Origin of the sequence: Brevundimonas sp., from assembly GCF_046299595.1 — a bacterium.
Lineage (GTDB): Bacteria > Pseudomonadota > Alphaproteobacteria > Caulobacterales > Caulobacteraceae > Brevundimonas.
The window spans coordinates 1,946,408-1,970,653 of the sequence record NZ_JBKBHQ010000001.1; the positions used below are offsets into that span (position 1 = coordinate 1,946,408).

A 24,246-nucleotide genomic window follows, 5' to 3' on the forward strand; every position below is an offset into this window, starting at 1 on the left:
GAGGGACATGACCCATGAGTGATCCCGTCGCACCGCGTAACCAGACCATGGCCGTGGCCGCCTCGGCCCTGCGCGCCCAGCAGTCACGCATGAGGGTGATCGCCGAGAACATCGCCAATGCCAACTCGACCGCGCCGGTGGCCGGGGGCGAGCCCTATCGACGCCAGGTGCCGGTGTTCCAGACCCGCAGCATCGACGGCGCCTCGGGCGTGGCGCTGGCACGGGTGCAGCCGGATCAGCGCGACTTCCGCCTCGAATACGAGCCCGGCCATCCGGCTGCGAACGAGGAGGGCTTCGTGCTGCGGCCCAATGTGGACACCCTGGTCGAGAGCATGGACATGCGCGAGGCGCAGCGCGCCTATGAGGCCAATCTCAACGTCATAGAGACCGCGCGCACCATGGAATCGCGCACCCTCGACCTGCTCAAGCGCTGAGGCCCTGACCGATGAACCCCGTCCTTGCCACCCGCGCCTATGCCGCCATCCAGAACAGCGCGGGCATCACCGAAAGTGGCGCCAGCGCGCCTGCCGGAGCCAGCGGCTTTGCCCAGCTTCTGCAAGGTGTGATGGGTGATGCGGTCAGCGCCTCGCGCCACGCCGAGACACAGATGATCGCCAATGTCGAGGGGCGTGCCGAGCTGGTGGACGTGGTCACAGCCGTCGCCTCCGCCGAAGCCTCTCTGGAGACGGTCATGGCCGTGCGCGATCAGGTGATCCAGGCCTATCAGGAAATCATGCGCATGCCGATCTGACCGCGGGGCGGCACAGGTCATTAGCGCGGCGTTAACCATGAGCGTTCAGCTTGGGCGGCAGTTTCTGCCGGGTGCCCGCGCGCCCGGCGCGGGATGCGGGAGTTAAGGATCATGAACGGCGCCGAGGTTCTGGATGTGGGACGCGATGCGCTGTGGCTGACCATTCAGCTCGCCGCGCCGGTGCTGATCGTGGGGCTGCTGGTGGGCGTCACCATCGGGCTGTTTCAGGCCCTGACCCAGATTCAGGAGGCGACCTTGATCTATGCGCCCAAGATTCTGGCGATCTTCGTCTCGCTGATGATCTTCCTGCCGCTGATGGGCACGCTTCTGGGCGCGTTCATGCGCCAGATCGCGGGCCGCATCGCCGGGATGTAGCGCGTGGAGCCCCACGCCACGGCCGAGCAGGTCTGGGCCGCCAGCCTGATCTTTGCGCGCATCGGGGCGGTGGTGATGCTCATTCCGGGCATCGGCGAGGCCTATGTGCCCCCGCGCATCCGCCTGGCCCTGGCCCTGCTGGTCACCCTGGCCCTGACGCCGGTGATCGCCCCTGCGCTGCCGTCGCTGCCCGCAAGCGTGGGCGCCATGGCGGGCTGGGTGCTGCGCGAGCTGATCACGGGGCTGATGATCGGCGCGCTGATGCGCATGATGATCGCGGCCATGGGCATCGCAGGCGAGATCGCCTCGCTTCAGACCGCGCTGGGCTTTGCCCAGACCGCCAATCCCATGCAGGCCCAGCCGGGCACCACACTGTCAGCCTTCCTGACCCTGATGGCCGTGACCCTGGTGTTCGCCACGGGCACCCATCACCTTTTCATCGCAGGGATTGCGGGCAGCTATGAGGTCATCACGCTGAGCGCGCCGCTGATGATGGGCGACTTCAGCACCCTGGCGGTGCGCACCCTCGGCCAGAGCTTTCTTCTGGGCGTGCAGCTGGCCGCGCCCCTGATGGTGTTTTCGCTGATCTTCAATCTGGCCTCGGGGCTGATCGGGCGGGTCATGCCCTCGTTCCAGATCTATTTCGCCGCTGCCCCGCTGAACGTGCTGCTGGGCCTCAGCGTGTTCGCCCTGTCTCTGGGGGTGATCGGGATGATGTTCATCGACCGCTATCAGAGCTTCCTGCAGACCTTTACGGGAGGTGCCGGTGGCTGAGGAGAAGGAACAGTCTTCCAAGACAGAAGAAGCCACCCCGCGGAAACTCGAGGAAGCGCGGAAAAAAGGCGATGTGGCGCGCACCCCGGACCTGCCCAGCGCCCTTTCGCTTACGGGGGCAACGCTGGTGCTGATGGTGGGCGGGACATGGTTCGCACCCATGATGGCCGAGGGGCTGGTGCCTTTCATCGCCAGCCCCCATGCCATGGGCGGCGTGCTGCATTCGGGCTCGGGCGCTGAGATTCTGCGCCATGCGGTCATGGTGATCGCCCCGCTGCTGGGTGCCATGGCGCTGGCCACCATTCTGGGCGGGGCGGGCGGCAATCTGATGCAGTCGGGCGGACTGATCATCTCGGGCGAGAAGCTGAAGCCCAAGCTGGAGAAGATCTCGCCCCTGAAGGGCTTCAAGCGCATCTATGGCCCGGATGGCCTGATGCAGTTTGCCAAGACCCTGGCCAAGCTGGTCGCCACGGTGGTGATCGCCTGGGTGGTGCTGCGGCCCCACACGCGTGAGCTTGAGGCCCTGGCCAGCATGAGCCCGGCGGCCATACTGCCCTTCGTGCGCGATCTGGCGCTGGCGATCATGGCGTCCATGCTGGCGTTTCTGGGCATTGCGGCGGGGGCGGACTGGCTGTGGCAGAAGCACCGCTTTGCCATACGAATGCGCATGACCCGCGAGGAGCTGAAGGATGACTACAAGCAGTCCGAGGGCGATCCTCACGTCAAGGCGCGACTGAAGCAGATCCGCATCGAGCGATCGCGCCGGCGCATGATGGCCAGTGTGCCCACCGCCACGGTGGTGGTGACCAACCCCACCCACTATTCGGTCGCCCTGCGCTACGAGCCGGGCAAGGATGCGGCGCCGGTCTGCGTGGCCAAGGGTGTCGACACCCTCGCCCTCAAGATACGCGAGGTGGCCCGCGAGCATGGTGTGCCCATTGTCGAGGACGTGCCTCTGGCGCGCGCCCTGCACGCCGCCGTCGATGTGGACCAGACCATCCCCGAGGCGCACTTCGCTGCTGCCGCACGCGTGATCGGCTTCGTTCTGGGCCAGAAGGCCCGACGGGGCGGCGGCGCGGGCCGATGACGGCAAATGGCGAAAGGGCGCTATGATGGTCACGATGATTCGATGGCGGCGGCTTGCGACAGCCCCGGACGGCGAGAGATGACAGCAGACCCGCAGCTGGCCGCACAGATCCGGCCCTCGCACGGTGGCCCCGCGGTTAGGCCGGGACGCAAGCCCGGAGTCTTGCGTGGGTCGAAGGCCTCGCGTGCGCTTGCGGGCCTCGATCCCTGGCTGGTGACGGCGGCGGTGTTCTTCGTGATCGCCTTTGCGGCGGCCGGTTATCCCGCGTTCCGTGCCGATCCGTGGAGCGCGCCGGGCCTGATCCTGATCATCGCCATATCGGCTGTGGCCCTTGTGGGACTGTTCGCGTTCGCGCGCGCCGAGCAGGCGCCTGCAAGGCCTGCACAGAGCATCGATCTCATCAGCGCGCTTGGCGAGCCTGCGGCCCTGGTCACCTCCGGCGGCGGCGTGCTGTCACACAACGGGGCGTGGGTGGAGAGCGGCGGCTCCGAAGCCCTGCCGCGCGCGGTCCAGTCGCCCGGACTGATGGCGGCCTTTGCCGAGGCGAGGCGGGGCGGGCAGGGCCGTGCCCTGCTGAAGCTGTCTGGGCGCGATGTCGAGGTCATGATCGCGCGCACGGACTGTGGCCGGTATCTGGTGCGCGCCGCGCCCGATGCCCTGCTGGAGGCCGAGGCCCCCCAGCCCCTGTCGGGAAGCGCTCCTTCGCCTGCGACCCTGACCGGCACGGATGCGGCGGTGCGCGTCAGCGGCGCGCCCTTCGGCTCGGCACTGATCGAGGGCGAGGACATCTTTGCGGTGCGCCCGCTTGATGCCAACGCGGCCCTGTCCGAGCTGACGGGACCGGCGCCCTCGGGCGATGCGCCGTTCGGCGCCCTGTTCAAGGACGAGAGCGTGCGCGATGCGCGCGAGCGGCTCAAGGACGGCTCGACCGGGCCGATCGAGCTGGTGCCCCGCGCCTTCAAGGACCGCACCTTGCATCTCTACATCGCGCCCGAGGGCGAGGCGCGGCGCATATGGCTGTTCGACGTGTCGGCCCAGAAGAGCCTGGAGCTTGAGCTGTTCCAGTCCCAGAAGATGCAGGCGGTGGGCCAGCTTGCGGGCGGCGTCGCCCATGACTTCAACAATCTCCTGTCGGTGATCGAGGGGCACCTCGACCTCCTGTTCCAGCGCCACCCGGTCGGCGATCCGTCCTATGACTCCTTGCGCGAGATCCGCTCGACCACGACGCGCGCGGCGGACCTGATCGGCAAGATGCTGGCCTTTTCGCGCAAGCAGACCGTGCGGCGCGAACGTCTCGATCTGGGCGAGCTGATCTCGGAGTTCCAGGTGCTGCTGCGCCGCCTGATGCGCGAGGACGTGCGCCTCGAGACCGAGCACGGGCGCGACCTGCCCGTCATTCTGGCGGACAGGGGCCAGCTCGAGACGGCGGTGATGAACCTGGCGGTCAATGCGCGCGACGCCATGCAGGGCTTTGTTCCGACAGGGCAGGGCGTGCTGACCATCCGTACTGCGCGCCTTGGCCTGGACGATGCCCGCCAGCTGGGCTGGCCGGGCAGCGAGCCGTCGTCCATCGGCATGATCGAGGTGGCCGACAACGGGCCGGGCATCGCGCCCGAGCTGCTGGACAAGATCTTCGAGCCCTTCTTCACCACCAAGGCGGTCAACAAGGGCACCGGCATGGGCCTGGCCACCGTCTATGGCATCGTGCAGCAGGCAGGCGGCCACATCAGCGTGAGCAATCGCAGCGACGGGCAGAGCGGGGCCGTGTTCCGCATCCTGCTGCCCGAGGCCGCCCCCGCCCGGCCCGAGGAGTCCAAGGTGGCTGCCGGGACCGCGAGCGCACCGCCGGTGCGCCGCGCGCCGCGCGACCTGTCGGGAGCGGGACGCATCCTGCTGGTGGAGGACGAGCCTGCGGTGCGAGACATCACCGCGCGCCTGCTGCGCCAGCGGGGCTATGAGGTCATCACGGCGGACGACGGCCTGCACGCGCTGGAACTGGCCGAGGTTCATGCCGGCGAGATCGACATGATGATCTCGGACGTCATCATGCCGGGGCTGGACGGACCGGCGCTGCTGAGAAAGGCGCGCCCCTTCCTCGGCGATGTGCCGGTGATGTTCATTTCGGGATATGCGGAGAGCTATTTCTCGGATCTGCTTCAGGACGACGCCAACATCTCGTTCCTGCCCAAGCCTTTGAACATCAAGCTGCTGGCCGAGCGGGTGAAGCAGGAACTGCATCAGGATCAGGCACCGGCGGCGGACCCCAGCCTTACCGAGGTTTAATGCCCCACACCTAGGCGTCGGCGCTGGCGGGTGATACCGCTTGCCCCTGACATCTTGAGGGAGGCATCCATGATCGATCGGCGCAAACTTCTGGCGGGTATGGCTGTCAGCGCAGGCATGGCCGCGTCGGGCACCGCAATCGCCCGCGCCCAGAGCGCCTCCGAGAGCCTGCACGCACTGCTGGACCGCATCTTCAACGAGGAAGTGCTGTCCTCGCCCGAGACCCTGACCGCGCTGGGTCTCGATACCGGGCCGAATGCGGCCATGAAGGCCAGGCTGGATGATCGCTCGGCGGCCTATGTGGCCCGGTCGAGAAGCCGGTTCCTTGGACACATGGAAGCGCTTTCGCGCATTGACCGCAGCGCCCTCGATGCGCGTGACAGCGTCTATTACGACACCGTGCGCTTTGCCGGCGAGACCAGCGTGATCGGCTATGGCTTCGACTATGGCAGCAGCGGCTATCCCGCGCCCTATCTGGTGAGCCAGCTGACCGGCAGCTACAACGCCATTCCCGACTTCCTCGACAGTCAGCACAGCATCGCCAGTGCCGAGGATGCCGAGGCCTATCTGTCGCGCCTGTCCCAGTTCCCGCAGGAACTCGATCACGAGACCGAGCGCATGAGGGCCGATTTTGCGCGCGGCGCGACGCCGCCGGATTTCATCATCGAGCGGACCACCGGCCTGATCCGCAACATCACCGAGGTGGCGGCGGCGCAGTCGACCATGGTGGAATCCATCGTGCGCCGCACGGGCGAGCAGGGCATCGGCGGTGACTGGGGCGCGCGCGCCGAGCGCATCGTGTCGGAGGGCGTCTATCCGGCCCTGGAGCGCCAGATCGCGGCCTTCGAGGCGATCCGCCCCGGTGCCAGCCACGATGCGGGCTGCTGGCGCCTGCCGGACGGTGAGGCCTACTACGACTATGGCATCCGCTCCTACACCACCACGACCCTGTCGGGCGCGGAGATCCACCAGATCGGTCTGGAGCAGGTGGCGGAGATATCGGCGCGGACCGACACCCTGCTGCGCGCCCAGGGCATGACCACCGGCACGGTGGGCGAGCGTCTGGCCGCCATGATGGCCGATGAGCGCTTCCTCTATCCCAACACCGGTGCAGGCCGCGAGCAGCTGCTGGCGGACCTGAACGCGCAGATGGCCGACATGCAACAGCGCCTGCCGGACTATTTCGGGCGCATCCCGCGCTCGCCGGTCGAGGTGCGCCGCGTGCCCGAGGCGATCGAGGCGGGTGCGCCGGGCGGTTATTACCAGATCCCGGCTCTGGATGGCTCGCGCCCCGGTGCCTATTACATCAACCTGCGCAACACCGCCGAGTGGCCGCGCTGGACCCTGCCGACCCTGACCTATCACGAGGCCTCGCCGGGCCATCACCATCAGCTCGCCCTGCAGATCGAGAACGACGACTCCCCGATGCTGCTCAAGGTGATGGGCTTCTCGGCCTATTCGGAAGGCTGGGCGCTCTATGCCGAGCAGCTTGCCGATGAGATGGGGGTCTATGAGAGCGATCCGTGGGGCCAGATCGGCTATATGCAGTCCTTCCTGTTCCGCGCCGTGCGCCTGGTGGTCGATTCGGGCCTGCACTACGGCCGCTGGAGCCGCGAGCAGGCCATCCGCTACATGGTCGACACCCTGGGCGATCAGGAAAGCACCGTCACCACCGAGGTCGAGCGCTACTGCGTGTGGCCCGGCCAGGCGTGCAGCTACAAGATCGGTCACACGGTCTGGGACCGCCTGCGCACCGAGGCACGCACCGCGCTGGGCAGCCGCTTCGACATCCGCGGCTTCCACGACACGGGCCTGGCGGCGGGAGGCATTCCGCTGGCGGTGCTGGAGCGCGTGATGGGCGAGTGGGTGGCCGCCCAGGGCGGCTGAGGCCTTCAGATCTTGGACAGGAGGTCAGATCTTGGACAGAAGGTCTGGGTCTTCGCCGGGCCGGGTGGCGCGCGCGCTTGACTGAGGCGTGCGCGCCGCGCCCGTCTCGTGGTCGCGCTCGATCAGGCGCCGCATGATCCTCAGGTCGTCGCTGATGCGGAAGATGGCGACGTAGAACTCGCAGAACGAGCGCCACACCAGTGCGACTATGGCCAGCACCAGAAAACCGATCACCACGGTCGGTATGGTCAGAAGCCACGCCATGATGCCCGGCTCGCGCAGGGCCAGCCCCACCGCCGTGCCCGTGATGCTGAAGCCCGCCAGCACGATCAGCGCCAGCCCCGCCCAGTAGATCAGATGAATGACCGGCCCGGTCAGCAGCCGGTCAAAGGTGAGGGCGTTCCAGAACAGCTCGGGCACGGACGTGCTCTTGAAGCTGTGCAGCAGGCTGCCTGCGCGTGCGCGATCAGTGTGGGAAGAGGGCCTGGAGCCGGGCATGGGACGCCTCCTGCGCTGTTGGCGATCCTAGGGCTAACAGGGCCGCGCCGGTGGTGCAATCGCGCGCGGGCGCGGCGGTCTCCCGTCCGGCGGGGGCTTGCATGGCGGGCGTGCGCCGCTATACCCGCGCCGACCCCCTAGCTCAGACAGTTCGAGAGGCAAGCGCCCATGGCCAAGATCAAGGTCGACAACCCCATCGTCGATATCGACGGCGACGAGATGACCCGGATCATCTGGCAGATGATCAAGGACAAGCTGGTCTTTCCGTATCTGGACCTGGAGCTGGACTATTACGATCTGGGCATGGAGAACCGCGACGCCACCGACGATCAGGTGACGATCGATGCGGCCGAGGCGATCAAGCGTCACGGCGTGGGCGTGAAGTGCGCCACCATCACCCCTGACGAGGCCCGCGTGGCCGAGTTCGGCCTCAAGAAGATGTGGAAGTCGCCCAACGGCACGATCCGCAACATCCTTGGCGGTGTGGTGTTCCGCGAGCCGATCATCTGCCGCAATGTGCCGCGTCTGGTGCCCGGCTGGACCCAGCCCATCATCATCGGCCGTCACGCCTTTGGCGATCAGTACCGCGCCACGGACTTCCTGTTCCCCGGCAAGGGCACGCTCACGATCAAGTTCGTGGGCGAGGACGGCCAGGTGATCGAGCACGAGGTGTTCAAGGCCCCGTCGGCGGGCATCGCCATGGGCATGTACAATCTGGACGACTCGATCCGCGATTTCGCCCGCGCCAGCTTCGCCTACGGGCTGGACCGGGGCTATCCGGTCTATCTGTCGACCAAGAACACCATCCTGAAAGCCTATGACGGTCGCTTCAAGGACATCTTCCAGGAGATTTTCGACGCCGAGTTCAAGGCCGATTTCGACAAGCGCGACCTGACCTACGAGCATCGCCTGATCGACGACATGGTGGCCTCGGCGCTCAAGTGGTCCGGCGGTTTCGTCTGGGCGTGCAAGAACTATGACGGCGACGTGCAGTCCGACACCGTGGCCCAGGGCTTCGGCTCTCTGGGCCTCATGACCTCGGTGCTGATGACGCCTGACGGGCGCACGCTGGAGGCCGAGGCTGCCCACGGCACCGTCACGCGCCACTATCGCCAGCACCAGAAGGGCGAGGCCACCTCGACCAACTCCATCGCCTCGATCTTTGCCTGGACGCGCGGCTTCAAGCACCGGGGCAAGCTGGACGGCAACCAGCCCCTGATCGATTTCGCCGAGACGCTGGAGAAGGTCGTCATCGATACCGTCGAGAGCGGCTTCATGACCAAGGATCTGGCGCTGCTGGTCGGCGATCAGCAGGGCTGGCTGACCACCGAGGGCTTCCTCGACAAGGTGGCCGAGAACCTCAACGCCGCCATGAAGGGCTGAGGCGCGCCGCGCACCAGCCCTGCTTGCCGGAGTCTCCTGCCGGGCGCAGTCCATTGCGGGCTGCGCCCGGACGTGCATCCTGACGCCGGTTTTATCGTTAAGACCTGATATGGGTGCGGGGGTGAAAGGGTCTTTGCATGGGTGCTTTGTCCAAACTGATCGTCTGGATCGTTGTGCTGGGCGCGCTGGCGTTCGTCGCCGCGCCTTATGGTGCCTATTACGGCCTGCGCTCGGCGGCGCTGTCGCAGGACGTGGCGGCGGTCGCCGAGCTTGTAGACTTTCCCGCCGTGCGCCAGTCCCTGCGCCCGCAGCTTTCTGACCGGCCCGAGGCCATGCGCCCTGCGCCGGGCCTGCTCGAAGACCCCATCGGCGCCATCCGCCAGTCGTTCGAGAACAGCCGCACGCCCCAGCCGGACGTAAACGCCTATCTGACGCCCCAGGCCATCGCTGCCCTCACGCTTGGCGAGGGCCGCTATGCCTCCGAGCGCTCGCGCCCCGGCGCTTCCATGCCAGTGGCCGAGAGCCGCATCCAGCCGCTGCCGCGCCCGCGCTACTGGGGCATCGACCGCGCGCGCATGGCCGTGAGGGACGAGGGCGGGTCCGAGACGATCTTTACGTTCGCGCGCAAGGGAATCTATCGCTGGCAGCTGGTTCACGTCGCCCTGCCGGACGGCGGCACACCCACCGATGACGGTGAGGTGCGCTTTGGCGAAGAGCCATCGGCACAGCCCTGACTCTTCACGTTTTCGTCACTGGAAAGAGAGTGGCAACACACGCCACACAATCGTCACGGCTACGCTGACATTAGGATCACGCACAGGCTCGGCCGTGTTCGCGCACAGGCCCGCAGCGCAGGCTCCGGTTGTGGCTGCTGACATGAAACTTGCAGGCCGCACGATACGGTCATCGCGCCGAAGGAAACAACGATCCCGCACCGGGATCAGTCGAGGGATGGGTTGAATATGGGCGAACCCGGCACGGTTCACATGCTGAACGTCGTCGAGCTTTTCATGAGTGCGGACTGGGTGGTGAAGTCGGTCATGATCGGCCTCGTCATCGCCTCGCTGTGGTCGTGGGCCGTCATTCTGGACAAGGCGTTCAAGTTTGCAGGGCTCAACCGCCAGGCAAGCGCCTTCGAGAACGCCGTGTCCTCGGGTCGCCCGCTTGAGGAAATCGCCGCCCAGGCCGGTCCCGATCCCGCCCATCCCCTTCCGCGCATGCTGCAACTGGCCCTGACCGACTGGCGAGAGGCGCGTCAGGGCGGGGCGCTCAGCGAAACCCAGGGGCAGCTGCTGATGTCGCGCATCGAGCGCAGCCTCGACAGCCTGATCGCGCGCGAGAGCCAGCAGGCGGAAGAGGGGCTGGGCGTGCTTTCGGTGGTGGCCACATCCTCGCCCTTCATCGGTCTGTTCGGCACGGTGTGGGGCATCATGAACGCGTTTGGCGCCATCGCCTCGGCGGGCAACACCAATCTGGCGACCGTGGCCCCGGCCATTGCCGAGGCCCTGTTTGCGACGGCGCTGGGTCTGGCCGCAGCCATTCCCGCTTACATGGCCTACAACAAGTTCTCGATCGATGCGGGCAAGTTCACCGGCCGGCTGGAGAGCTTTGCCGACGAACTTCAGGCCGCCGTGGCGCGCCGCCTCGGCCGGAGCGCCTGACATGGGCATGGGTGCGGGCTCGGGCAGCGGCGGGGGCGGGCGCGGCAGGCGCCGGGCCAGAAAGAGGCCTCTGTCGGAAATCAACGTCACGCCGCTGGTCGACGTGATGCTGGTGCTGCTGATCATCTTCATGATCTCGGCGCCACTGCTGACCGTGGGCGTTCCTGTCGAGCTGCCCAAGACCGATGCGGGCGCGGTCGAGGACGTGCAGACGCCCATCAGCGTGACCGTCGACCGCAGCGGCGCCATCTTCGTCGAGGAAGACCCGGCAACTCTCGATCAGCTCGCCCCGCGTGTGGGTGCCATTGCCGATGCCTCGCGCAATCTTTCCGAGCGGCCGATCTTCGTGCGGGCAGACGGGCGCGCGCCCTATGAGGCAGTGGCCCAAGTCATGGCGCGCCTGTCATCGTCGGGCTTCACGCGGCTCAATCTCGTGACCGACACGGCGGCCCCCCAGGCTACTGGTCAGGGCGCGGGTCAGGGCGCTGGTCAAGGCGCGGCCGAGGCGTCTGCTGCGCCTGCCGTGCGCGAGGCCGTGCCGCTGGCGGCCCCGCAGGAGGCGCGCTGAGCCCATGCGCAGGTCCTCACTGGCAGGATCGGTCATCGTGCACCTCGCCGTGGTGGGGGCGGCCTTCATCTCGTGGCCGCGCGGGGACTCGAACCTGATCGTGGGGGCAGTGCCCGTGACCATCGTGTCCGACGTGATCCAGGAGGCTGCGCCGCGCTCCGAGCCCGAGGCCGAGGCCGAGGCGCTGGACGAACAGACCTTCGGCGAGCCCGAGCCCGCTCCTCCCGAACCCACGCCGCCCGTGCCGACGCCGCCTGCGCCGACGCCGCCTGCGCCGACACCGCCCCAGCCCGCACCACAGCCCGCCCAGCAGCGCCCGCCTGAAAAGGCCCCGCCGCGCCAGAACACGCCGCCTACACAGACGCCGCCGCGCCAAAACCCGGCCCAGAATCCGCCGCAGCGCCAGCCCGATCCGGGCCTTGATCTGGACGCCCTGTCCCGGCCCGGCCAGACCCGCACGCCCAACACCACCGGCCCCAGCGGTCAGGGCAGCGCGCCCGTGGCCACCGGTCCCCAGATCGCGGTGCTGGTCGGCCAGATCTACGAGCACTGGAACCTCGGCTCGACCTGCGAGGCGCCGAACCTGTCGGACATGGTGTTCCGGGTGCGCATCACCATCTCGTCCCAGGGCCGCGTGACCTCTGGCCCGACCCTGGTGGAGACCCGCTCCGATCCCGCATGGCGGACCGCTGCCGAGGCGGCCCTGCGCGCGGTGCGTGCCGCCGATCCGTTCCGGGTGCCCGATGGCTTCGTCGGCCAGACCATCACCTTCCGTTTCCTGGCCGAACAGGCGTGCGGGCGGTGAGTTCGCGCCCCTGCCCCTGTTTGGTCCGCTGTGACCGATACGTTATGCCTATCTCAGCCCTCTCAGAACCGTGCGGGAGACCCTGATGCGCCTTGGAAACACCCTTGCCGGAACCGCCCTCGCCCTCGTGATGGCCGCGGGCCTCAGCCACCCGGCCCTGGCCCAGAGCCAGCCTTCGGGCGGTGATGTGGACGTGACCCAGGGCGTGCTGCGCCCGACGCGCATCGCCATTGCGCCCTTCATCGGGCCGAACGGCGGTGAGATCACAGGGGTCATCTCGAACAACCTGCAGCGCTCGGGCTACTTCTCGCCCATCGATCCCAATGCCTTCATCGAGCGCGAGCTGCGGGTGGCCAACCAGCCCACCTTCGATGCCTGGACGCGCATCGGGGCCGAGGCGGTGCTCTATGGCGAGGCCCAGCCCCAGCCGGACGGCCGCGTGGCCGTGGCTTTTCGCCTCTATGATCCCTATCGCCGCTGCCAGCTGGTCGGCTACCGCTTCGTGACCACGCCCGAGAACTGGCGGCGCGTGGCGCACAAGGTGTCGGACGTCGTCTATCAGCGCATGACGGGCGAGCCGGGCTATTTCGACACGCGCATCGCCTATGTGGCCGAAAGCGGCTCCGGCCCCAACCGCTCGACCCAGCTTGCGATCATGGATCAGGACGGCTTCAACCCCGTTTATCTGACCCGCACCGACGAGATCATCATCACGCCGCGCTTCTCGGCCAACAGCGACGAGCTGGTCTATATGGCGCTGGGGCGGGACTATACGCGCATCTATATGCTCAACATCGCCACCGGGCGGCGCGAGAGCCTGGGCCAGTTCCAGGGCAATGTGTTCGCGCCCCAGTTCTCGCCCGATGGCACGCGCGTGGCCTTTTCCATCGAGCGCGGCGGCAACACCGACATCTATGTCATGAACCTGCAGAGCCGGAACCTGCAGCGCCTGACCACCGATCCGGGCATCGACACCTCGCCCAGCTTCTCGCCCGATGGCCGCCAGATCGTGTTCAACTCGGACCGGGGGGGGCGCCCGCGGCTCTACATCATGAACGCGGACGGCTCGAACCAGCGCCCGATCTCGCGCGGGAGCGGCAACTATCACACGCCCGCATGGAGCCCGCGCGGCGACCTGATCGCCTTCACCAAGCAGCAGGGCGGGCGCTTCCACATCGGCGTCATGGCTCCTGACGGCACGGGCGAGCGCATTGTCTCCTCGTCCTATTTCGAGGAAGGCCCGTCCTGGGCACCCAACGGTCGCTATCTCGTCTTCTCGCGCCAGCAGGGCAGCTCGCGCCTCTGGATGGTGGACGTGACAGGCCGCGTCACCTCGGCGCTGTCCTATGGGGGTGCCGCGACCGATCCGGCGTGGTCGCCGCTGCTCGATCCGCCGCCGTCCAACCTCGGGTTTGGTGACGGCCCGGACAGCTGTCCGCTTGGCGCGGCGCAATAGTCAGGGCCTTGCGCGCAAATCGGACGGCCACAGGGAGCCGCCCGGTCAACTGTGCGTTATCGGGCGTTGGCGGCCAGAAGCGGTCGCGCTAGACGTATGGCCAAGCTGGAGCGGGCCGTGTCCCGTGCCAAGCCAGAGGAGATGACCCCCAATGACAAGCCTTAAGACACTCGTTCGCCTGTCCGTCGTTGGTCTGGCCGTTGCGGCCATGGCGGCTTGCGCCCGCCAGCCCGCCCAGACCCCGCCCGCGACCACCCCGCCGCCCGCGACCCAGCCCGGTGGCACCACGCCGCCGCCGCCGCCTCCCGTGCAGCAAGGCCCGATCGGTGCCGTGACGCCCGGCTCGGTGGCCGATTTCAATCAGAACGTCGGCGACCGCGTGTTCTTCGACTTCGACAGCTATGCCGTGCGCTCCGACGCCCGCCCGCGTCTGGACGCCCAGGCCCAGTGGCTGCTGCGCTACCCCTCGGTGCGCGTGCGCATCGAGGGCAATGCCGACGAGCGCGGCACGCGTGAGTACAACTTCGCCCTGGCCGCGCGCCGTGCCGAAGCGGTCCGCGCCTATCTGGTCGAGCGCGGCGTGCCCGCCAACCGCATCGACACCATCTCGTACGGCAAGGAGCGTCCGATCGCTCAGGGCTCGAACGAGGCGGCGTGGGCCCAGAACCGCAACGCCGGCACCGTGATCATCTCGGGCGCCCAGTAACCAGCTACAGTAAGCGTTGTGACCTGTGCGTCGGCTCATGCCGGTGAATGGAAAGGGGGCTGGAGCGATCCGGCCCCCTTTTTGCGCCGCTCCGCCGCACAGCACTGCCCTCGCAATGCCGCAAACCGCTGAGAGCGTGGCAAGGCACGCGCCTTGGAAGGGCGCGCGGCGCGCACTAGACTAGGCTCCCTGTTTTTCCCTGCCCGGACCGCCGGGCCGATCAGAGTGGTTGAACACTGATGACCCCGATCAAGACGCCTCATGAGGCTCCTTCATCCGCAGGTGGCCGCACCACGGGCCGATCTGCACCGCTGCGCACGCTCATCGCCGGGCTGATGGTCTCGGTTCTGGGCGCAGGCTTCATCGGCACGGTCGTGATCGCCCAGGCCCAGCCCCAGCAGGCGATCGAGTGGGACAAGCGCCGCCTCGACCAGCTGGACCGCAATGTGCGCCGCCTTGAGCGCGCCCTGACCCAGCGCAACGCCGCAGGTGCCCCGGTCATCATCGAGCCCGATCCCGAGGTGGTGGCGCTTCAGGGCCGCGTGGACGTGCTGCAACGCAGGCTTGAGGACATCGAGGCCAGCTTCCAGCGCGTCAATCAGGACATGGAGCGCATGAGCTTCGCCCTCGACGAGGCCGAGCGCTCCAACACCCAGCTGCGCCGCCGCCTCGATGCCACCACCGAGCGGCTCAACACGCTCGAGACGCGCGCCTCGGCCATCATCGAGGCCAATACCCCCGTGGCGGCCAACTCGCCCACCGGCAGCGCGGCTGGCGATTATGCCGAGGCGATGCGCTTCATGAACCAGGGCGATTTTGCCGCCGCGCGCCGCGCCTTCGAGGTGTTCGTGGTCACATGGCCCGATGCCGAACAGACGCGGGAGGCCAACTACCGCCTCGGCGAGACGCGCCTGCTGGCCGAGGACAACAGCGGTGCGGTCCAGGCCTATGCCGCCTCGCTTTCGGGCTGGCCGCGCACGCCCTGGGCGGCGGATGCGACCGTGAAGCTGGCCACGGCCCTGCACGCGGACGGGCGCACGCCCCAGGCCTGTCAGGCCCTCAACGAGTTCCGCACGCGCTACAACGAAGGCGCTCCCCAGGCGGTGCGCACCCGTGCCACCCAGCTTCGCACCCGCGCCCAATGTGCGTGAACCCGGCGGACAGGCGGCTCACCATCATGGGGTCTGCACCAAAGGCTCTCTGACGCCTGAGTGGATCGAGGCGGCTGTTCATGCCGAGCTTTCGCGGCGTCTTTCGACCAGGGCGCGGGGCCCTGTGGCGGTGGCGTTTTCGGGCGGCGGCGACTCTCTGGCCCTGCTCATGCTCACGCGGGGCTGGGCGGCAGCCAACGGGCGCGAGATACTGGCTCTCAGCGTCGATCACGGACTGAACCCGCGCTCGGGCGCGTGGATGGCCTGGTGCGAGGCGCGCGCACGCTCGCTCGGCGTTCTCTGGCAGGGCCTGAAGTGCGCCTCGTTTGCGCCCGCTGTAGGCGGGTGGGCCAGCGGCCTTCAGGCGCGCGCGCGCGATGGCCGCCTGCGGCTGATCTGTGAGGCGGCGCGAGAGGCCGGAGCCCGCATCGTTCTGACCGGTCACACCTGCGATGACGTGCGCGAAAGCGCGCTGATGATCGCCCGCGCCGAGATGCGAGGGCGCCTGCGGCCCGTTGCACCTGCGCCGGTCTGGCCCGAGGGCCGGGGGCTTTTGCTCGTGCGCCCCCTGCTTGATGTGTCGCGCGCGGACCTGAGGCACTGGCTGACCGCGCGCGGGGCGGACTGGATCGATGATCCGGCCAACGAGGATGCGCGCTTTGCCAGGGTCCGAGCGCGGGCCGATCTGGGTGCGGGCGAGGGCGCGCCGCCTTTGCCTGATGCGCCGGGCGCTTCCCTCGTGCTGCCTGCACTGATGAGTCTGGGCGCGGCCTGGTTCTGCGAGCTTCCCGGCGCAGAGAGTCTCGCCCATGCGCTGGTGGCCGTGGCCGGACATGATCGACTGCCGCGCGGCAGGCGGCTGGCCGCGCTCCTTGCACGCATGAGGCAGGGCGAGGGGGGCACGCTGGCGGGCGCGAGGGTGGAGCCCTGGCGCGCGGGCTGGCTGCTGACGCGCGAGCGTGGGCGCGGGCCGGGCGCGCATCTGGCGCTGGCGGCGGGTGAGACAGGGCTGTTCGAGGGGGTGTTCGAGATCACCGCCCATGACCGGCCCATCACCGTGGCGCGCGCGGGCGGGCATTTGAGGGCGCTTTTACCTGAAGACCGCGGGGCGCTGCAGGCCTATGCGCCCTCGATCAGGGCCGCCCTGCCGGTGGCGATCGGGCTCGCGGAGGCACCGGTTCTTGCATGGCACCGGGCAAGCGTTCAGCCCCTTGTGCCATTGCGGCTCACCCTGGCGGCAGGGGTGCGCTCCGGCGCCGTCGCCAGCGAAGACGACCTGGCGCGCGCGTCGTATGTCGCAGGTGATGGCGGTTTGCTGACGAAGTGCCTATCTAGTGAGCTTGCATCGTGGGCCCGAAGCAGGTGCGACAGCACCACAGCCAAGGGCGGTGTCATCGAGGACGACAATGAACCTGCGTAATCTGGCGGTCTGGGGCCTGATCATTCTTTCGGCTCTGGCGCTCTATCAGATGTTCGGTGCCTCCATGGGCGGGGCGGGGCAGAACGCGGCCAAGGCCGGCGCACGCCCGGCCGAGATCACCTATTCGCAGCTTCTCGAGCGCATCGAGGCCGGGCAGGTCGAGCGCCTTCACCTTAAGGCCGACGTGGCCACGGCCACCACCACGGACGAGGAAGTGGTGCGCGCCACCACGCCCACACCGTCCACCTATCTGGAGGAGCGCGCCCGCGAGGCGGGTGTGAACATCGAGGTGGAGTCGGCACGCACGCCCCTGCTGGTTTCGATCCTGATCGGCCTTCTGCCGTTCGTGCTGCTGATCGCCATCTGGATCTGGTTCATGAACCGGATGCAGGGCGGCGCGCGCGGGGCCATGGGCTTTGGCAAGTCCAAGGCCAAGCTGCTGACCGAGCACAAGGGCCGCAAGACCTTCGATGACGTGGCCGGTGTCGACGAGGCCAAGGAGGAGCTGTCCGAGGTCGTCGAGTTCCTGAAGGACCCCGCCAAGTTCCAGCGCCTGGGCGGCAAGATCCCCAAGGGCGCCCTGCTGGTCGGCCCTCCGGGCACCGGCAAGACCCTGCTGGCGCGCGCGGTGGCGGGCGAGGCGGGCGTGCCCTTCTTCTCGATCTCGGGTTCGGACTTCGTGGAGATGTTCGTCGGCGTCGGTGCCAGCCGCGTGCGCGACATGTTCGAGCAGGCCAAGAAGAACGCGCCCTGCATCATCTTCATCGACGAGATCGACGCCGTGGGCCGCCATCGCGGCGCTGGCCTTGGCGGCGGCAACGACGAGCGCGAGCAGACCCTCAACCAGCTTCTGGTCGAGATGGACGGCTTCGAGGCCAACGAGGGCATCATCCTGATCGCTGCCACCAACCGCCCCGATGTTCTGGACCCCGCCCTGCTGCGCCCCGGTCGCTTCGACCGCCAGGTGGTGGTGCCCAACCCCGATGTCTCGGGCCGCGAGAAGATCCTGCGCGTGCACATGAAGGACGTGCCCGCCGGGCCTGACGTCTCGATCCGCACCATCGCACGCGGCACGCCCGGATTTTCCGGTGCGGACCTGGCCAATCTGGTCAACGAGGCGGCCCTGATGGCAGCGCGCAAGAACCGCAAGATGGTCACCCAGCGCGACTTCGAGGACGCCAAGGACAAGGTGATGATGGGTGCCGAGCGTCGCTCCATGGCCATGAACGAGGAGGAGAAGCGACTGACCGCCTATCACGAGGGCGGCCATGCCATCGTGGCCATGTCGGTTCCCCAGTCCGACCCGGTGCACAAGGCGACCATCGTGCCGCGCGGGCGTGCGCTGGGCATGGTGATGCAGCTTCCCGAGGGCGACCGCTATTCCATGAAGCAGCAGCAGATGCTCTCGCGCCTCACCATCCTGATGGGCGGGCGCGTGGCCGAGGAGCTGATCTTCGGCAAGGAGAACATCACCTCCGGTGCTGCCTCCGACATCGAGCAGGCCACGCGGCTGGCGCGGGCCATGGTGACGCGATGGGGCTTTTCCGATCAGCTCGGCGTCGTGGCCTATGGCGAGAACCAGGAAGAAGTGTTCCTCGGTCACTCGGTTGCGCGCCAGCAGAACATTTCGGACGAGACCGCGCGTCTGATCGATGCCGAGATCAAGCGGCTGGTCGAACAGGGTCACACCGAGGCGCGCCGCATCCTGACCGAGCGCATGGAAGACCTGCATCAGCTGGCCAAGGCCCTGCTGGAGCACGAGACGCTGTCGGGCGAGGAAATCCGCGACCTTCTTGAAAAGGGTGTCATGCCCCAGCGCGACGAGAACGACCTGCCGGATACCGGTCCCTCGGTGTCGGTGCCCGTGACGCCCGAGCCCACCGAGCCCGAGGCACCGCGCACGGTGCACTGAGCGTGAGCACCGTGCGCCCGCTCGTTATGGGCATCGTCAATGTCACGCCGGACAGCTTCTCGGACGGCGGGCAGCACGCGGATGCGGACGCGGCGTTGCGCCATGGGCTGGCTCTGGTCGAGGCAGGGGCCGACTGGCTCGACGTGGGCGGCGAGAGCACGCGCCCCGGTGCCGCGCCCGTCAGCGAGGACGACGAGCTTGCCCGCGTGCTGCCGGTCATCACTGCCATCCGCCGCCACTGGTCAGGCCCCGTCAGCATCGACACCATGAAGCCCCGCGTGGCGCGCGCAGCGGTGGAGGCGGGCGCATCGGGCTGGAACGATGTGAGCGCGCTGAGCCATTCGCATGACAGCCTCGAAGTAGCTGCCGCGCTCAAGGTGCCGGTGTTTCTCATGCACATGAAGGGCGCGCCGCCCACCATGCAGGATGCGCCCGCCTATGGCGATGTGGTGGCAGAGGTGCGGACGACGCTGCTGGCGCGCGCACGGGCGGCCGAGGCGGCGGGCGTGGTGCGCTCTGATATCTGGCTCGATCCGGGCATCGGCTTTGGCAAGACGACGGCGCACAATCTGGCCCTGACGGCGCGCCTGTCAGAGCTGTGCGCGGCCGGCTATCCCGTCCTGTTCGGGGCCAGCCGCAAGCGCATGATCGCCGATCTGGACGCGCCCGCGCCTGCGCCGGATGCGCGCCTCGGCGGCTCGCTGGCCCTGGCCCTGGCGGCAGCGGCGCAGGGCGCGGCCATGGTGCGCGTGCATGACGTGCGCGAGACGGTGCAAGCACTGAGCGTGCAGGCGGCCCTCGATGGGGCGGCTGTCAGCGCGCGATGATCTGCCAGGACACGTCGAAGCGGTCCTGGACCCAGGCGAAGCGCGGCGCAAAGCCGTAGTCGCCCGGCGGCATCATCACCTTACCGCCCTCACCCAGGGCCCCGGCGAGGGCATCGACCGCCTCGCTCTCATCGACTTCGAGAAAGATCGACAGGGAAGGCGTGAAGGTGAAGTCATGCACGGGCGGGGAGTCATTGGCCATGACCTCGAGCCCCGCCACCGACAGCCGCGCCATGGCCACAGTGCCGTCAGGCTTGCGCTCCAGCGCAAGGATGCGCGTGTCGGGCACGCTCGCTTCATAAAAGGCCAGCGCCTCGGCGCAGCGGCCCTGAAACATGAGGAAGGGGCGGGCAGTGGGGCTCATGCGGGGCTCACTTCACGCGGGTGTAGGTCGTGCGGCTGAAGTCGCGCCATTGCCCGTTCTCGTCCTTCACGCGGGCCTGGGAGAGGCGGATATCGGGCGAGACGATCTCGAAGATGTCGTCGTATTCGCGCTCCCCGCCCTTGCCTTCCATGTCCGGGCCGCGGCTGTAGAGGTGCAGCCGCCCGTCAGCCTCGACCTCGCCCTCGTATGTCCACAGAAACGGATGCTCCCAGTGCACGAAGTCGCCCGCAAGCTTGCCCGTCTCGGGGTCCATGGAGAACTGGAAGCGGTAGTCCTCGCCCTCGATCACCAGCCATGCGCCCCGTCGCGTGACGTGCTCGGTGCCCGTGCGCGCCTGGGCAGGATCATCGGGCACCATGCGCCCGTCATAGGTCCAGACCCCCACCATCTGATCGAGCCAGTCTGCCATCATCAGTCCTCCAGTGTTGCGCCATAGGCATCGCGCAGCGCGAACCATTCGTCCCAGACCCACAGCCTGCGGCGGCCAAGGGCGGCGTCGTCAAGGCCTTCCATGTGATAGTGCCAGCCGCTGAGCACGTTCCGACGCGCATCGCGCCAGCTTTCCGGGATCACATGGGTCAGGGACAGGTGCGTGCCATCGCCATCGGGCGTCAGGCGCCAGGTCACCACGGAGTCCGGGTTCGAGCCGAAGGTGTGGCGGAACAGGCGCGGGGGCACGACCTCGAGCACGGTGTTGCTCTGTCGGCGGCGCTCGGGCGTGTCGGGCATGAACTCGTGGTCGGGTTGGCGGAAGTTGAGGGACATCTCGCCGCCGGGCTCCAGCTCAAGCTTCGCCTCGGCCAGCCAGCAGGCAAGGCCCTCGGGCGTGGTCAGGGCGGCCCACACGCGCTCGATGTCGTGGCGCAGGCGACGCTCGAAGCGAAGCTCCCATCCGCCCTCGATGCGGACAAGATGACCGGCCTCAGCCGGAAGAGTGCTGGTGGTCATTGGGACTCCTGACGGTCGAGGTGGGCCTCCAGCGCATCGAGCCGCCCGGACCAGAACCGGCGGTAGGGCGCGAGCCAGGCATCAAGCTCGGCCAGGGGCTGGGGGTTGAGGCGATAGAGGCGACGCTGGGCGTCCTTGCGCACACTCACCAGACCGGCCGCGCGCAGCACGGCGAGGTGCTTGGATACGGCGGGCTGGCTGATGGGCAGGGCGCTGACCAGATCGCCTGCGGCCCGCTCGCCCTCGCCCAGAAGGCCGAGAATGGCCAGCCGGTTCGGCTCTGACAGGGCGGCGAGGGTGTTGTGCATGAATATTCTTTATCAGCTATATTCGCCTATGGCAATATGAGTGCTCTTGCCCGCCAAACCCTGATGGTTCAAGAGCGGGCTATGCCCATCCCTCCGATCCATCCCTGGCTGGCCCTCATCATCGCAGGCGTTCTCGAGATCGCCTGGGCCTCGGGCTTCAGGTTCATAGGCTTCAACCGCCCGGTGGTGAGCCTGGTCGTCGCCATGGTGATGGTGCTGAGCTTCTACTTCCTGTGGGTGGCGGTGCAGCGCCTGCCCATCGGCACGGCCTATGCGGTCTGGACGGGCATCGGTGCCGTGGGTGCGGCGGTGGTGGGCATGGTGCTCTATGGCGAGCCTGCAGGCGCGATCCGCATCGTCTCGATCGTTCTGATCGTGGCGGGCATTGTCGGGCTGAAGCTGGTTTCCGCCCATTAATCTCGCCTGAAAACCCGCCGTTAAAGGCACCGCGCTAAGGTGCGCACACCCCTTGCTGAGGCCTGATGGCGGAGGGGCTACGCAGCGGATGTGCAAGTCCGCAAAGCCTCCGTTCGAGTCGGAGGTCAGGCCTCCAATCCCTCCATCAAGTCCTGTGCGCTGCCAAAGCGGCACGCACCGCTTGCCTTCTCTCGCGTCGCTCGCCATGCAGTCGGGATGATACCGCCCAGACAGCCAGCGCGCGTTCTCATCATCGCCGGATCCGATTCGGGCGGCGGGGCGGGGATACAGGCCGATCTCAAGACCGTGACCATGCTCGGGGCCTATGGCGCGACGGCCCTCACCGCGATCACTGTGCAGAACACGCTGGGCGTCTCGCGCGTGTACCCTTTGCCCGTGGACCTGATCGAGGCCCAGGCCCGCGCCGTGCTCGATGACATCGGCGCGGATGTCATCAAGACCGGTATGCTGGGCACGCCCGAGGTGGTCGAGGCCGTCGCGGGCCTGATCGACGAGGCGGGCGTGGGCGCGGTCATCGATCCGGTCATGATGGCCAAGGGCGGGGCCAGCCTGCTCGATGACACCGCGCAAGAGGCCGTAAGGGGGCTCATGGTGCCGCGCGCGCGCCTGCTCACGCCGAATGCGCCCGAGGCCGAGGCCCTGACAGGCATGGAAGTGCGCGATCTGGACGGCCAGCGCCGCGCGGGCGAGCGCCTGCTGGCCATGGGGGCACAGGCGGTGCTGATGAAGGGGGGGCACATCGCCCATGAGCGGGTCGTGGACCTGCTCGTGACCCCGGCGGGAGAGAGTCTGTTCGAGAGCGAGCGCATCGACACGCGCCACACCCACGGCACGGGCTGCACGCTCGCCAGTGCCTGCGCGGCGGGTCTGGCCAGGGGGCTTATGCTGGAGCAGGCGGTGGCGCAGGGCTGGGCCTATGTGGCCGAGGCCATCCGTCGCGCGCCGGGACTGGGGCACGGGCACGGGCCGCTGCATCATGGCTGGCCCCTCGATGACTGAGGCGGCGCTTCAGGCCCGGCTGGTCGAGCTGGTTCGAGGCGATGCTGCCCTGATGCAGGTGCTGCGGACCTTGCACGTGCTGGATCTGCCCGACTGGTGCGTGTTCTCCGGTGCGGTCTATCAGTGCGTCTGGAATGGCGTGAGCGGGCGAGCGCCCGGCTACGGCATCCGCGACTATGACGTGGGCTATTTCGACGCTTCCGACATCGGCTGGGACGCTGAGGATCGCGTGATCCGCCGCGTGGCCAGCGCCTTCGACGAGCCGCTGAAATCTGCCGTGGAAGTCAGGAACCAGGCCCGCGTGCACCTGTGGTTCGAGGATCACTTCGGTGAGCCCTATGCCCCGCTGTCCAGCACGGGCGAGGCGCTGTCGCGCTTTGTCGCTCCGGCCTTTGCGGTGGGCGTGCGCCTAGGGCCGAACGATGGGATCAGCGTGACCGCGCCATTCGGCCTTCAGGATGTCTTTGCCATGCGCCTGCGGCCCAACCCGACGCGCCCGCGTGCGCGCGGCTGGCAGAAGGCGGTGGACAGCGCCCGTGCCCGCTGGCCTGAGGTGATCGTCGAGGACGCCTGAGGGGGCTCGCGCCTGCCGTTATTTTGCCTCACGATCCTGTGATCACTGGCGCGCTGGCGGCGAACGGGCAGAGGTCTGCGCGGGGGCGGAACGCCATCTCTGACAATGGAGTGCGCATTGGACGCGCTGTTTCCGAGCTGGCTGCTGATCGCGGGCGGACTGATCGGGCTGTTTGCCGGGGGCGAAGCCCTGGTGCGCGGAGCGGTGGGTGTGGCGGGGCGACTGCGCCTGCCCAGCCTGCTGATCGGCCTGACCGTGGTGGGCTTTGGCACCTCGACGCCCGAGCTGCTGGTCTCGCTGGACGCGGCCCTTAGAGGCTCGCCCGACATCGCCATCGGCAACATCCTTGGCTCGAACATCGGCAACATCCTGCTGATCGTCGGTCTTGCGGCCCTGGTCTGGCCTATCCGGCTGGGCCAGATGCGGATGGCACGCGACGTCGGTGTGATGCTGCTGGCCGCCCTGATTCTGGTGCCGCTATTTCTGGGCGGACAGCTGGGCCGCGCTGCGGGTGCGGCTCTGGTGGCCCTGCTGGTGGCCTATCTGGTCTGGTCATACCTCAGGCCCGGCGATGGCGCGGGCGACGAGGCGCAGGGCAGGGCCCGCAGTCTGTGGCTTTCGGGGCTGTGGGTCGTGCTGGGCCTTGCCGCCCTGATGCTGGGCGCCCGCGCCCTGGTGAGTGGCGCCGTGGCGGTGGCGCGCGATTTCGGGGTGTCTGAGGCCTTCATCGGCCTGACCATCGTGGCCATAGGCACCTCACTGCCCGAGCTGGCGACCTCGATGATCGCAGCCCTGAGGCGTCAGTCCGCCATCGCCATCGGCAACATCGTCGGCTCGAACATCTTCAATGTGCTGGGTATTCTGGGGGTGACGGCCATGGTCGCACCCATTCCCGTGGCCAGCCGCTTTCTGGTGCTCGACCTGCCGGTGATGATCGCGGCCACGCTGTTGCTGGCGTGCCTGCTGCTGCTGAACAGGGGCGCGGGGCGTTCCTGGGGGCTGATTCTGCTGGTCGCCTATGGTGCCTATGTGTTCGTGGCCCAGGGCTGA

The 24,246-nt window shown here is 68.0% G+C and carries 27 protein-coding genes; 22 read left to right on the plus strand and 5 right to left on the minus strand.

Translation table 11 applies throughout. The features are described from left to right. The first annotated feature begins 14 nt into the window (after positions 1 to 14). From flgC to ACK4E3_RS09610, 7 genes are all read left to right on the plus strand, one after another. Positions 15 to 434, plus strand: a complete 420-nt coding sequence (flgC, locus tag ACK4E3_RS09580) for a flagellar basal body rod protein FlgC (protein WP_409699735.1) — start codon at positions 15 to 17, stop codon at positions 432 to 434. Between the two features lie 11 nt (positions 435 to 445). Then, positions 446 to 751, plus strand: coding sequence for a flagellar hook-basal body complex protein FliE (locus ACK4E3_RS09585; RefSeq protein WP_409699738.1), 306 nt, complete (start codon positions 446 to 448; stop codon positions 749 to 751). 108 nt (positions 752 to 859) lie between these two features. Further along, a complete protein-coding gene (gene fliQ, locus ACK4E3_RS09590; RefSeq protein WP_409701229.1) occupies positions 860 to 1,126 on the plus strand; it encodes a flagellar biosynthesis protein FliQ in 267 nt (88 codons plus the stop codon). Positions 1,127 to 1,129: 3 nt separating this feature from the next. Further along, a complete protein-coding gene (fliR, locus tag ACK4E3_RS09595) occupies positions 1,130 to 1,900 on the plus strand; it encodes a flagellar biosynthetic protein FliR (protein ID WP_409699741.1) in 771 nt (256 codons plus the stop codon). After that, positions 1,893 to 2,987, plus strand: coding sequence for a flagellar biosynthesis protein FlhB (gene flhB / locus ACK4E3_RS09600; RefSeq protein ID WP_409699744.1), 1,095 nt, complete (start codon positions 1,893 to 1,895; stop codon positions 2,985 to 2,987). Before fliR ends, flhB begins: the two co-directional genes overlap by 8 nt. Before the next feature lie 162 nt (positions 2,988 to 3,149). After that, positions 3,150 to 5,270, plus strand: coding sequence for a response regulator (locus ACK4E3_RS09605; RefSeq protein ID WP_409699747.1), 2,121 nt, complete (start codon positions 3,150 to 3,152; stop codon positions 5,268 to 5,270). A 69-nt stretch (positions 5,271 to 5,339) separates the two neighbouring features. Next, complete coding sequence (locus ACK4E3_RS09610) at positions 5,340 to 7,157, plus strand: DUF885 domain-containing protein (RefSeq protein WP_409699750.1); 1,818 nt, start codon at positions 5,340 to 5,342, stop codon at positions 7,155 to 7,157. Between the two features lie 24 nt (positions 7,158 to 7,181). On the opposite strand, the gene ACK4E3_RS09615 is transcribed toward ACK4E3_RS09610, so the two are convergent. Next, positions 7,182 to 7,655 (minus strand): DUF4282 domain-containing protein, encoded by a 474-nt coding sequence (locus ACK4E3_RS09615; protein ID WP_409699753.1) that lies wholly within the window; start codon positions 7,653 to 7,655, stop codon positions 7,182 to 7,184. Positions 7,656 to 7,823: 168 nt separating this feature from the next. Between ACK4E3_RS09615 and ACK4E3_RS09620 the strand changes: the two genes are divergently transcribed. The 11 genes from ACK4E3_RS09620 to folP all read left to right on the plus strand — a co-directional run bounded on the left by ACK4E3_RS09620 (position 7,824) and on the right by folP (position 19,544). Then, the gene (locus ACK4E3_RS09620) at positions 7,824 to 9,038 is read left to right on the plus strand and encodes an NADP-dependent isocitrate dehydrogenase (RefSeq protein WP_409699756.1); all 1,215 of its coding nucleotides are present in this window, start codon (positions 7,824 to 7,826) and stop codon (positions 9,036 to 9,038) included. A gap of 137 nt (positions 9,039 to 9,175) precedes the next feature. Then, on the plus strand, positions 9,176 to 9,772 hold the full coding sequence (locus ACK4E3_RS09625; protein WP_409699759.1) for a DUF2939 domain-containing protein: 597 nt from the start codon (positions 9,176 to 9,178) through the stop codon (positions 9,770 to 9,772). Positions 9,773 to 10,000: 228 nt separating this feature from the next. Next, on the plus strand, positions 10,001 to 10,699 hold the full coding sequence (gene tolQ, locus ACK4E3_RS09630; protein WP_409699762.1) for a protein TolQ: 699 nt from the start codon (positions 10,001 to 10,003) through the stop codon (positions 10,697 to 10,699). A 1-nt stretch (position 10,700) separates the two neighbouring features. After that, complete coding sequence (locus tag ACK4E3_RS09635) at positions 10,701 to 11,267, plus strand: ExbD/TolR family protein (protein WP_409699765.1); 567 nt, start codon at positions 10,701 to 10,703, stop codon at positions 11,265 to 11,267. 4 nt (positions 11,268 to 11,271) lie between these two features. Continuing rightward, positions 11,272 to 12,072, plus strand: a complete 801-nt coding sequence (locus tag ACK4E3_RS09640) for a hypothetical protein (protein ID WP_409699768.1) — start codon at positions 11,272 to 11,274, stop codon at positions 12,070 to 12,072. 85 nt (positions 12,073 to 12,157) lie between these two features. Further along, positions 12,158 to 13,528 carry a Tol-Pal system beta propeller repeat protein TolB gene (gene tolB / locus ACK4E3_RS09645; RefSeq protein WP_409699771.1) on the plus strand — a complete coding sequence of 457 codons (1,371 nt, stop codon included), beginning with the start codon at positions 12,158 to 12,160 and terminating at the stop codon, positions 13,526 to 13,528. 151 nt (positions 13,529 to 13,679) lie between these two features. Beyond that, positions 13,680 to 14,234 carry a peptidoglycan-associated lipoprotein Pal gene (gene pal / locus ACK4E3_RS09650; RefSeq protein ID WP_409699774.1) on the plus strand — a complete coding sequence of 185 codons (555 nt, stop codon included), beginning with the start codon at positions 13,680 to 13,682 and terminating at the stop codon, positions 14,232 to 14,234. A 239-nt stretch (positions 14,235 to 14,473) separates the two neighbouring features. Then, the gene (locus ACK4E3_RS09655; RefSeq protein WP_409699776.1) at positions 14,474 to 15,385 is read left to right on the plus strand and encodes a tetratricopeptide repeat protein; all 912 of its coding nucleotides are present in this window, start codon (positions 14,474 to 14,476) and stop codon (positions 15,383 to 15,385) included. Further along, positions 15,348 to 16,805, plus strand: a complete 1,458-nt coding sequence (gene tilS, locus ACK4E3_RS09660; protein WP_409699779.1) for a tRNA lysidine(34) synthetase TilS — start codon at positions 15,348 to 15,350, stop codon at positions 16,803 to 16,805. Before ACK4E3_RS09655 ends, tilS begins: the two co-directional genes overlap by 38 nt. Further along, positions 16,792 to 18,717 (plus strand): ATP-dependent zinc metalloprotease FtsH, encoded by a 1,926-nt coding sequence (ftsH, locus tag ACK4E3_RS09665; RefSeq protein WP_409699782.1) that lies wholly within the window; start codon positions 16,792 to 16,794, stop codon positions 18,715 to 18,717. The genes tilS and ftsH overlap by 14 nt, the downstream gene beginning before the upstream one ends. A gap of 26 nt (positions 18,718 to 18,743) precedes the next feature. Further along, on the plus strand, positions 18,744 to 19,544 hold the full coding sequence (gene folP / locus ACK4E3_RS09670) for a dihydropteroate synthase (protein ID WP_409701232.1): 801 nt from the start codon (positions 18,744 to 18,746) through the stop codon (positions 19,542 to 19,544). Here folP and ACK4E3_RS09675 read toward each other — a convergent pair. Genes ACK4E3_RS09675 through ACK4E3_RS09690 form a run of 4 tightly spaced genes read right to left on the minus strand, consistent with a single transcriptional unit; the run spans position 19,531 to position 21,185 of the window. Beyond that, positions 19,531 to 19,908, minus strand: a complete 378-nt coding sequence (locus tag ACK4E3_RS09675) for a VOC family protein (protein WP_409699785.1) — start codon at positions 19,906 to 19,908, stop codon at positions 19,531 to 19,533. The two genes, folP and ACK4E3_RS09675, sit on opposite strands and share 14 nt — an antisense overlap. 7 nt (positions 19,909 to 19,915) lie before the next feature. Continuing rightward, positions 19,916 to 20,341, minus strand: coding sequence for a DUF1579 family protein (locus ACK4E3_RS09680; protein ID WP_409699788.1), 426 nt, complete (start codon positions 20,339 to 20,341; stop codon positions 19,916 to 19,918). Beyond that, entirely contained in the window at positions 20,341 to 20,877 is a 537-nt protein-coding gene (locus ACK4E3_RS09685; protein ID WP_409699791.1) for an SRPBCC family protein, read from the minus strand. The genes ACK4E3_RS09680 and ACK4E3_RS09685 overlap by 1 nt, the downstream gene beginning before the upstream one ends. After that, positions 20,874 to 21,185 (minus strand): ArsR/SmtB family transcription factor, encoded by a 312-nt coding sequence (locus ACK4E3_RS09690; RefSeq protein WP_409699793.1) that lies wholly within the window; start codon positions 21,183 to 21,185, stop codon positions 20,874 to 20,876. The genes ACK4E3_RS09685 and ACK4E3_RS09690 overlap by 4 nt, the downstream gene beginning before the upstream one ends. Before the next feature lie 81 nt (positions 21,186 to 21,266). On the opposite strand from ACK4E3_RS09690, the gene ACK4E3_RS09695 reads away from it, so the two are divergent. The 4 genes from ACK4E3_RS09695 (at position 21,267) to ACK4E3_RS09710 (ending at position 24,246) form a co-directional block, all read left to right on the plus strand. After that, positions 21,267 to 21,602, plus strand: a complete 336-nt coding sequence (locus tag ACK4E3_RS09695; protein ID WP_409699796.1) for a DMT family transporter — start codon at positions 21,267 to 21,269, stop codon at positions 21,600 to 21,602. A 216-nt stretch (positions 21,603 to 21,818) separates the two neighbouring features. Continuing rightward, positions 21,819 to 22,622 carry a bifunctional hydroxymethylpyrimidine kinase/phosphomethylpyrimidine kinase gene (thiD, locus tag ACK4E3_RS09700; protein ID WP_409699799.1) on the plus strand — a complete coding sequence of 268 codons (804 nt, stop codon included), beginning with the start codon at positions 21,819 to 21,821 and terminating at the stop codon, positions 22,620 to 22,622. Next, a complete protein-coding gene (locus ACK4E3_RS09705; RefSeq protein ID WP_409699802.1) occupies positions 22,615 to 23,196 on the plus strand; it encodes a nucleotidyltransferase family protein in 582 nt (193 codons plus the stop codon). The genes thiD and ACK4E3_RS09705 overlap by 8 nt, the downstream gene beginning before the upstream one ends. 117 nt (positions 23,197 to 23,313) lie before the next feature. After that, positions 23,314 to 24,246 (plus strand): calcium/sodium antiporter, encoded by a 933-nt coding sequence (locus tag ACK4E3_RS09710; RefSeq protein ID WP_409699805.1) that lies wholly within the window; start codon positions 23,314 to 23,316, stop codon positions 24,244 to 24,246.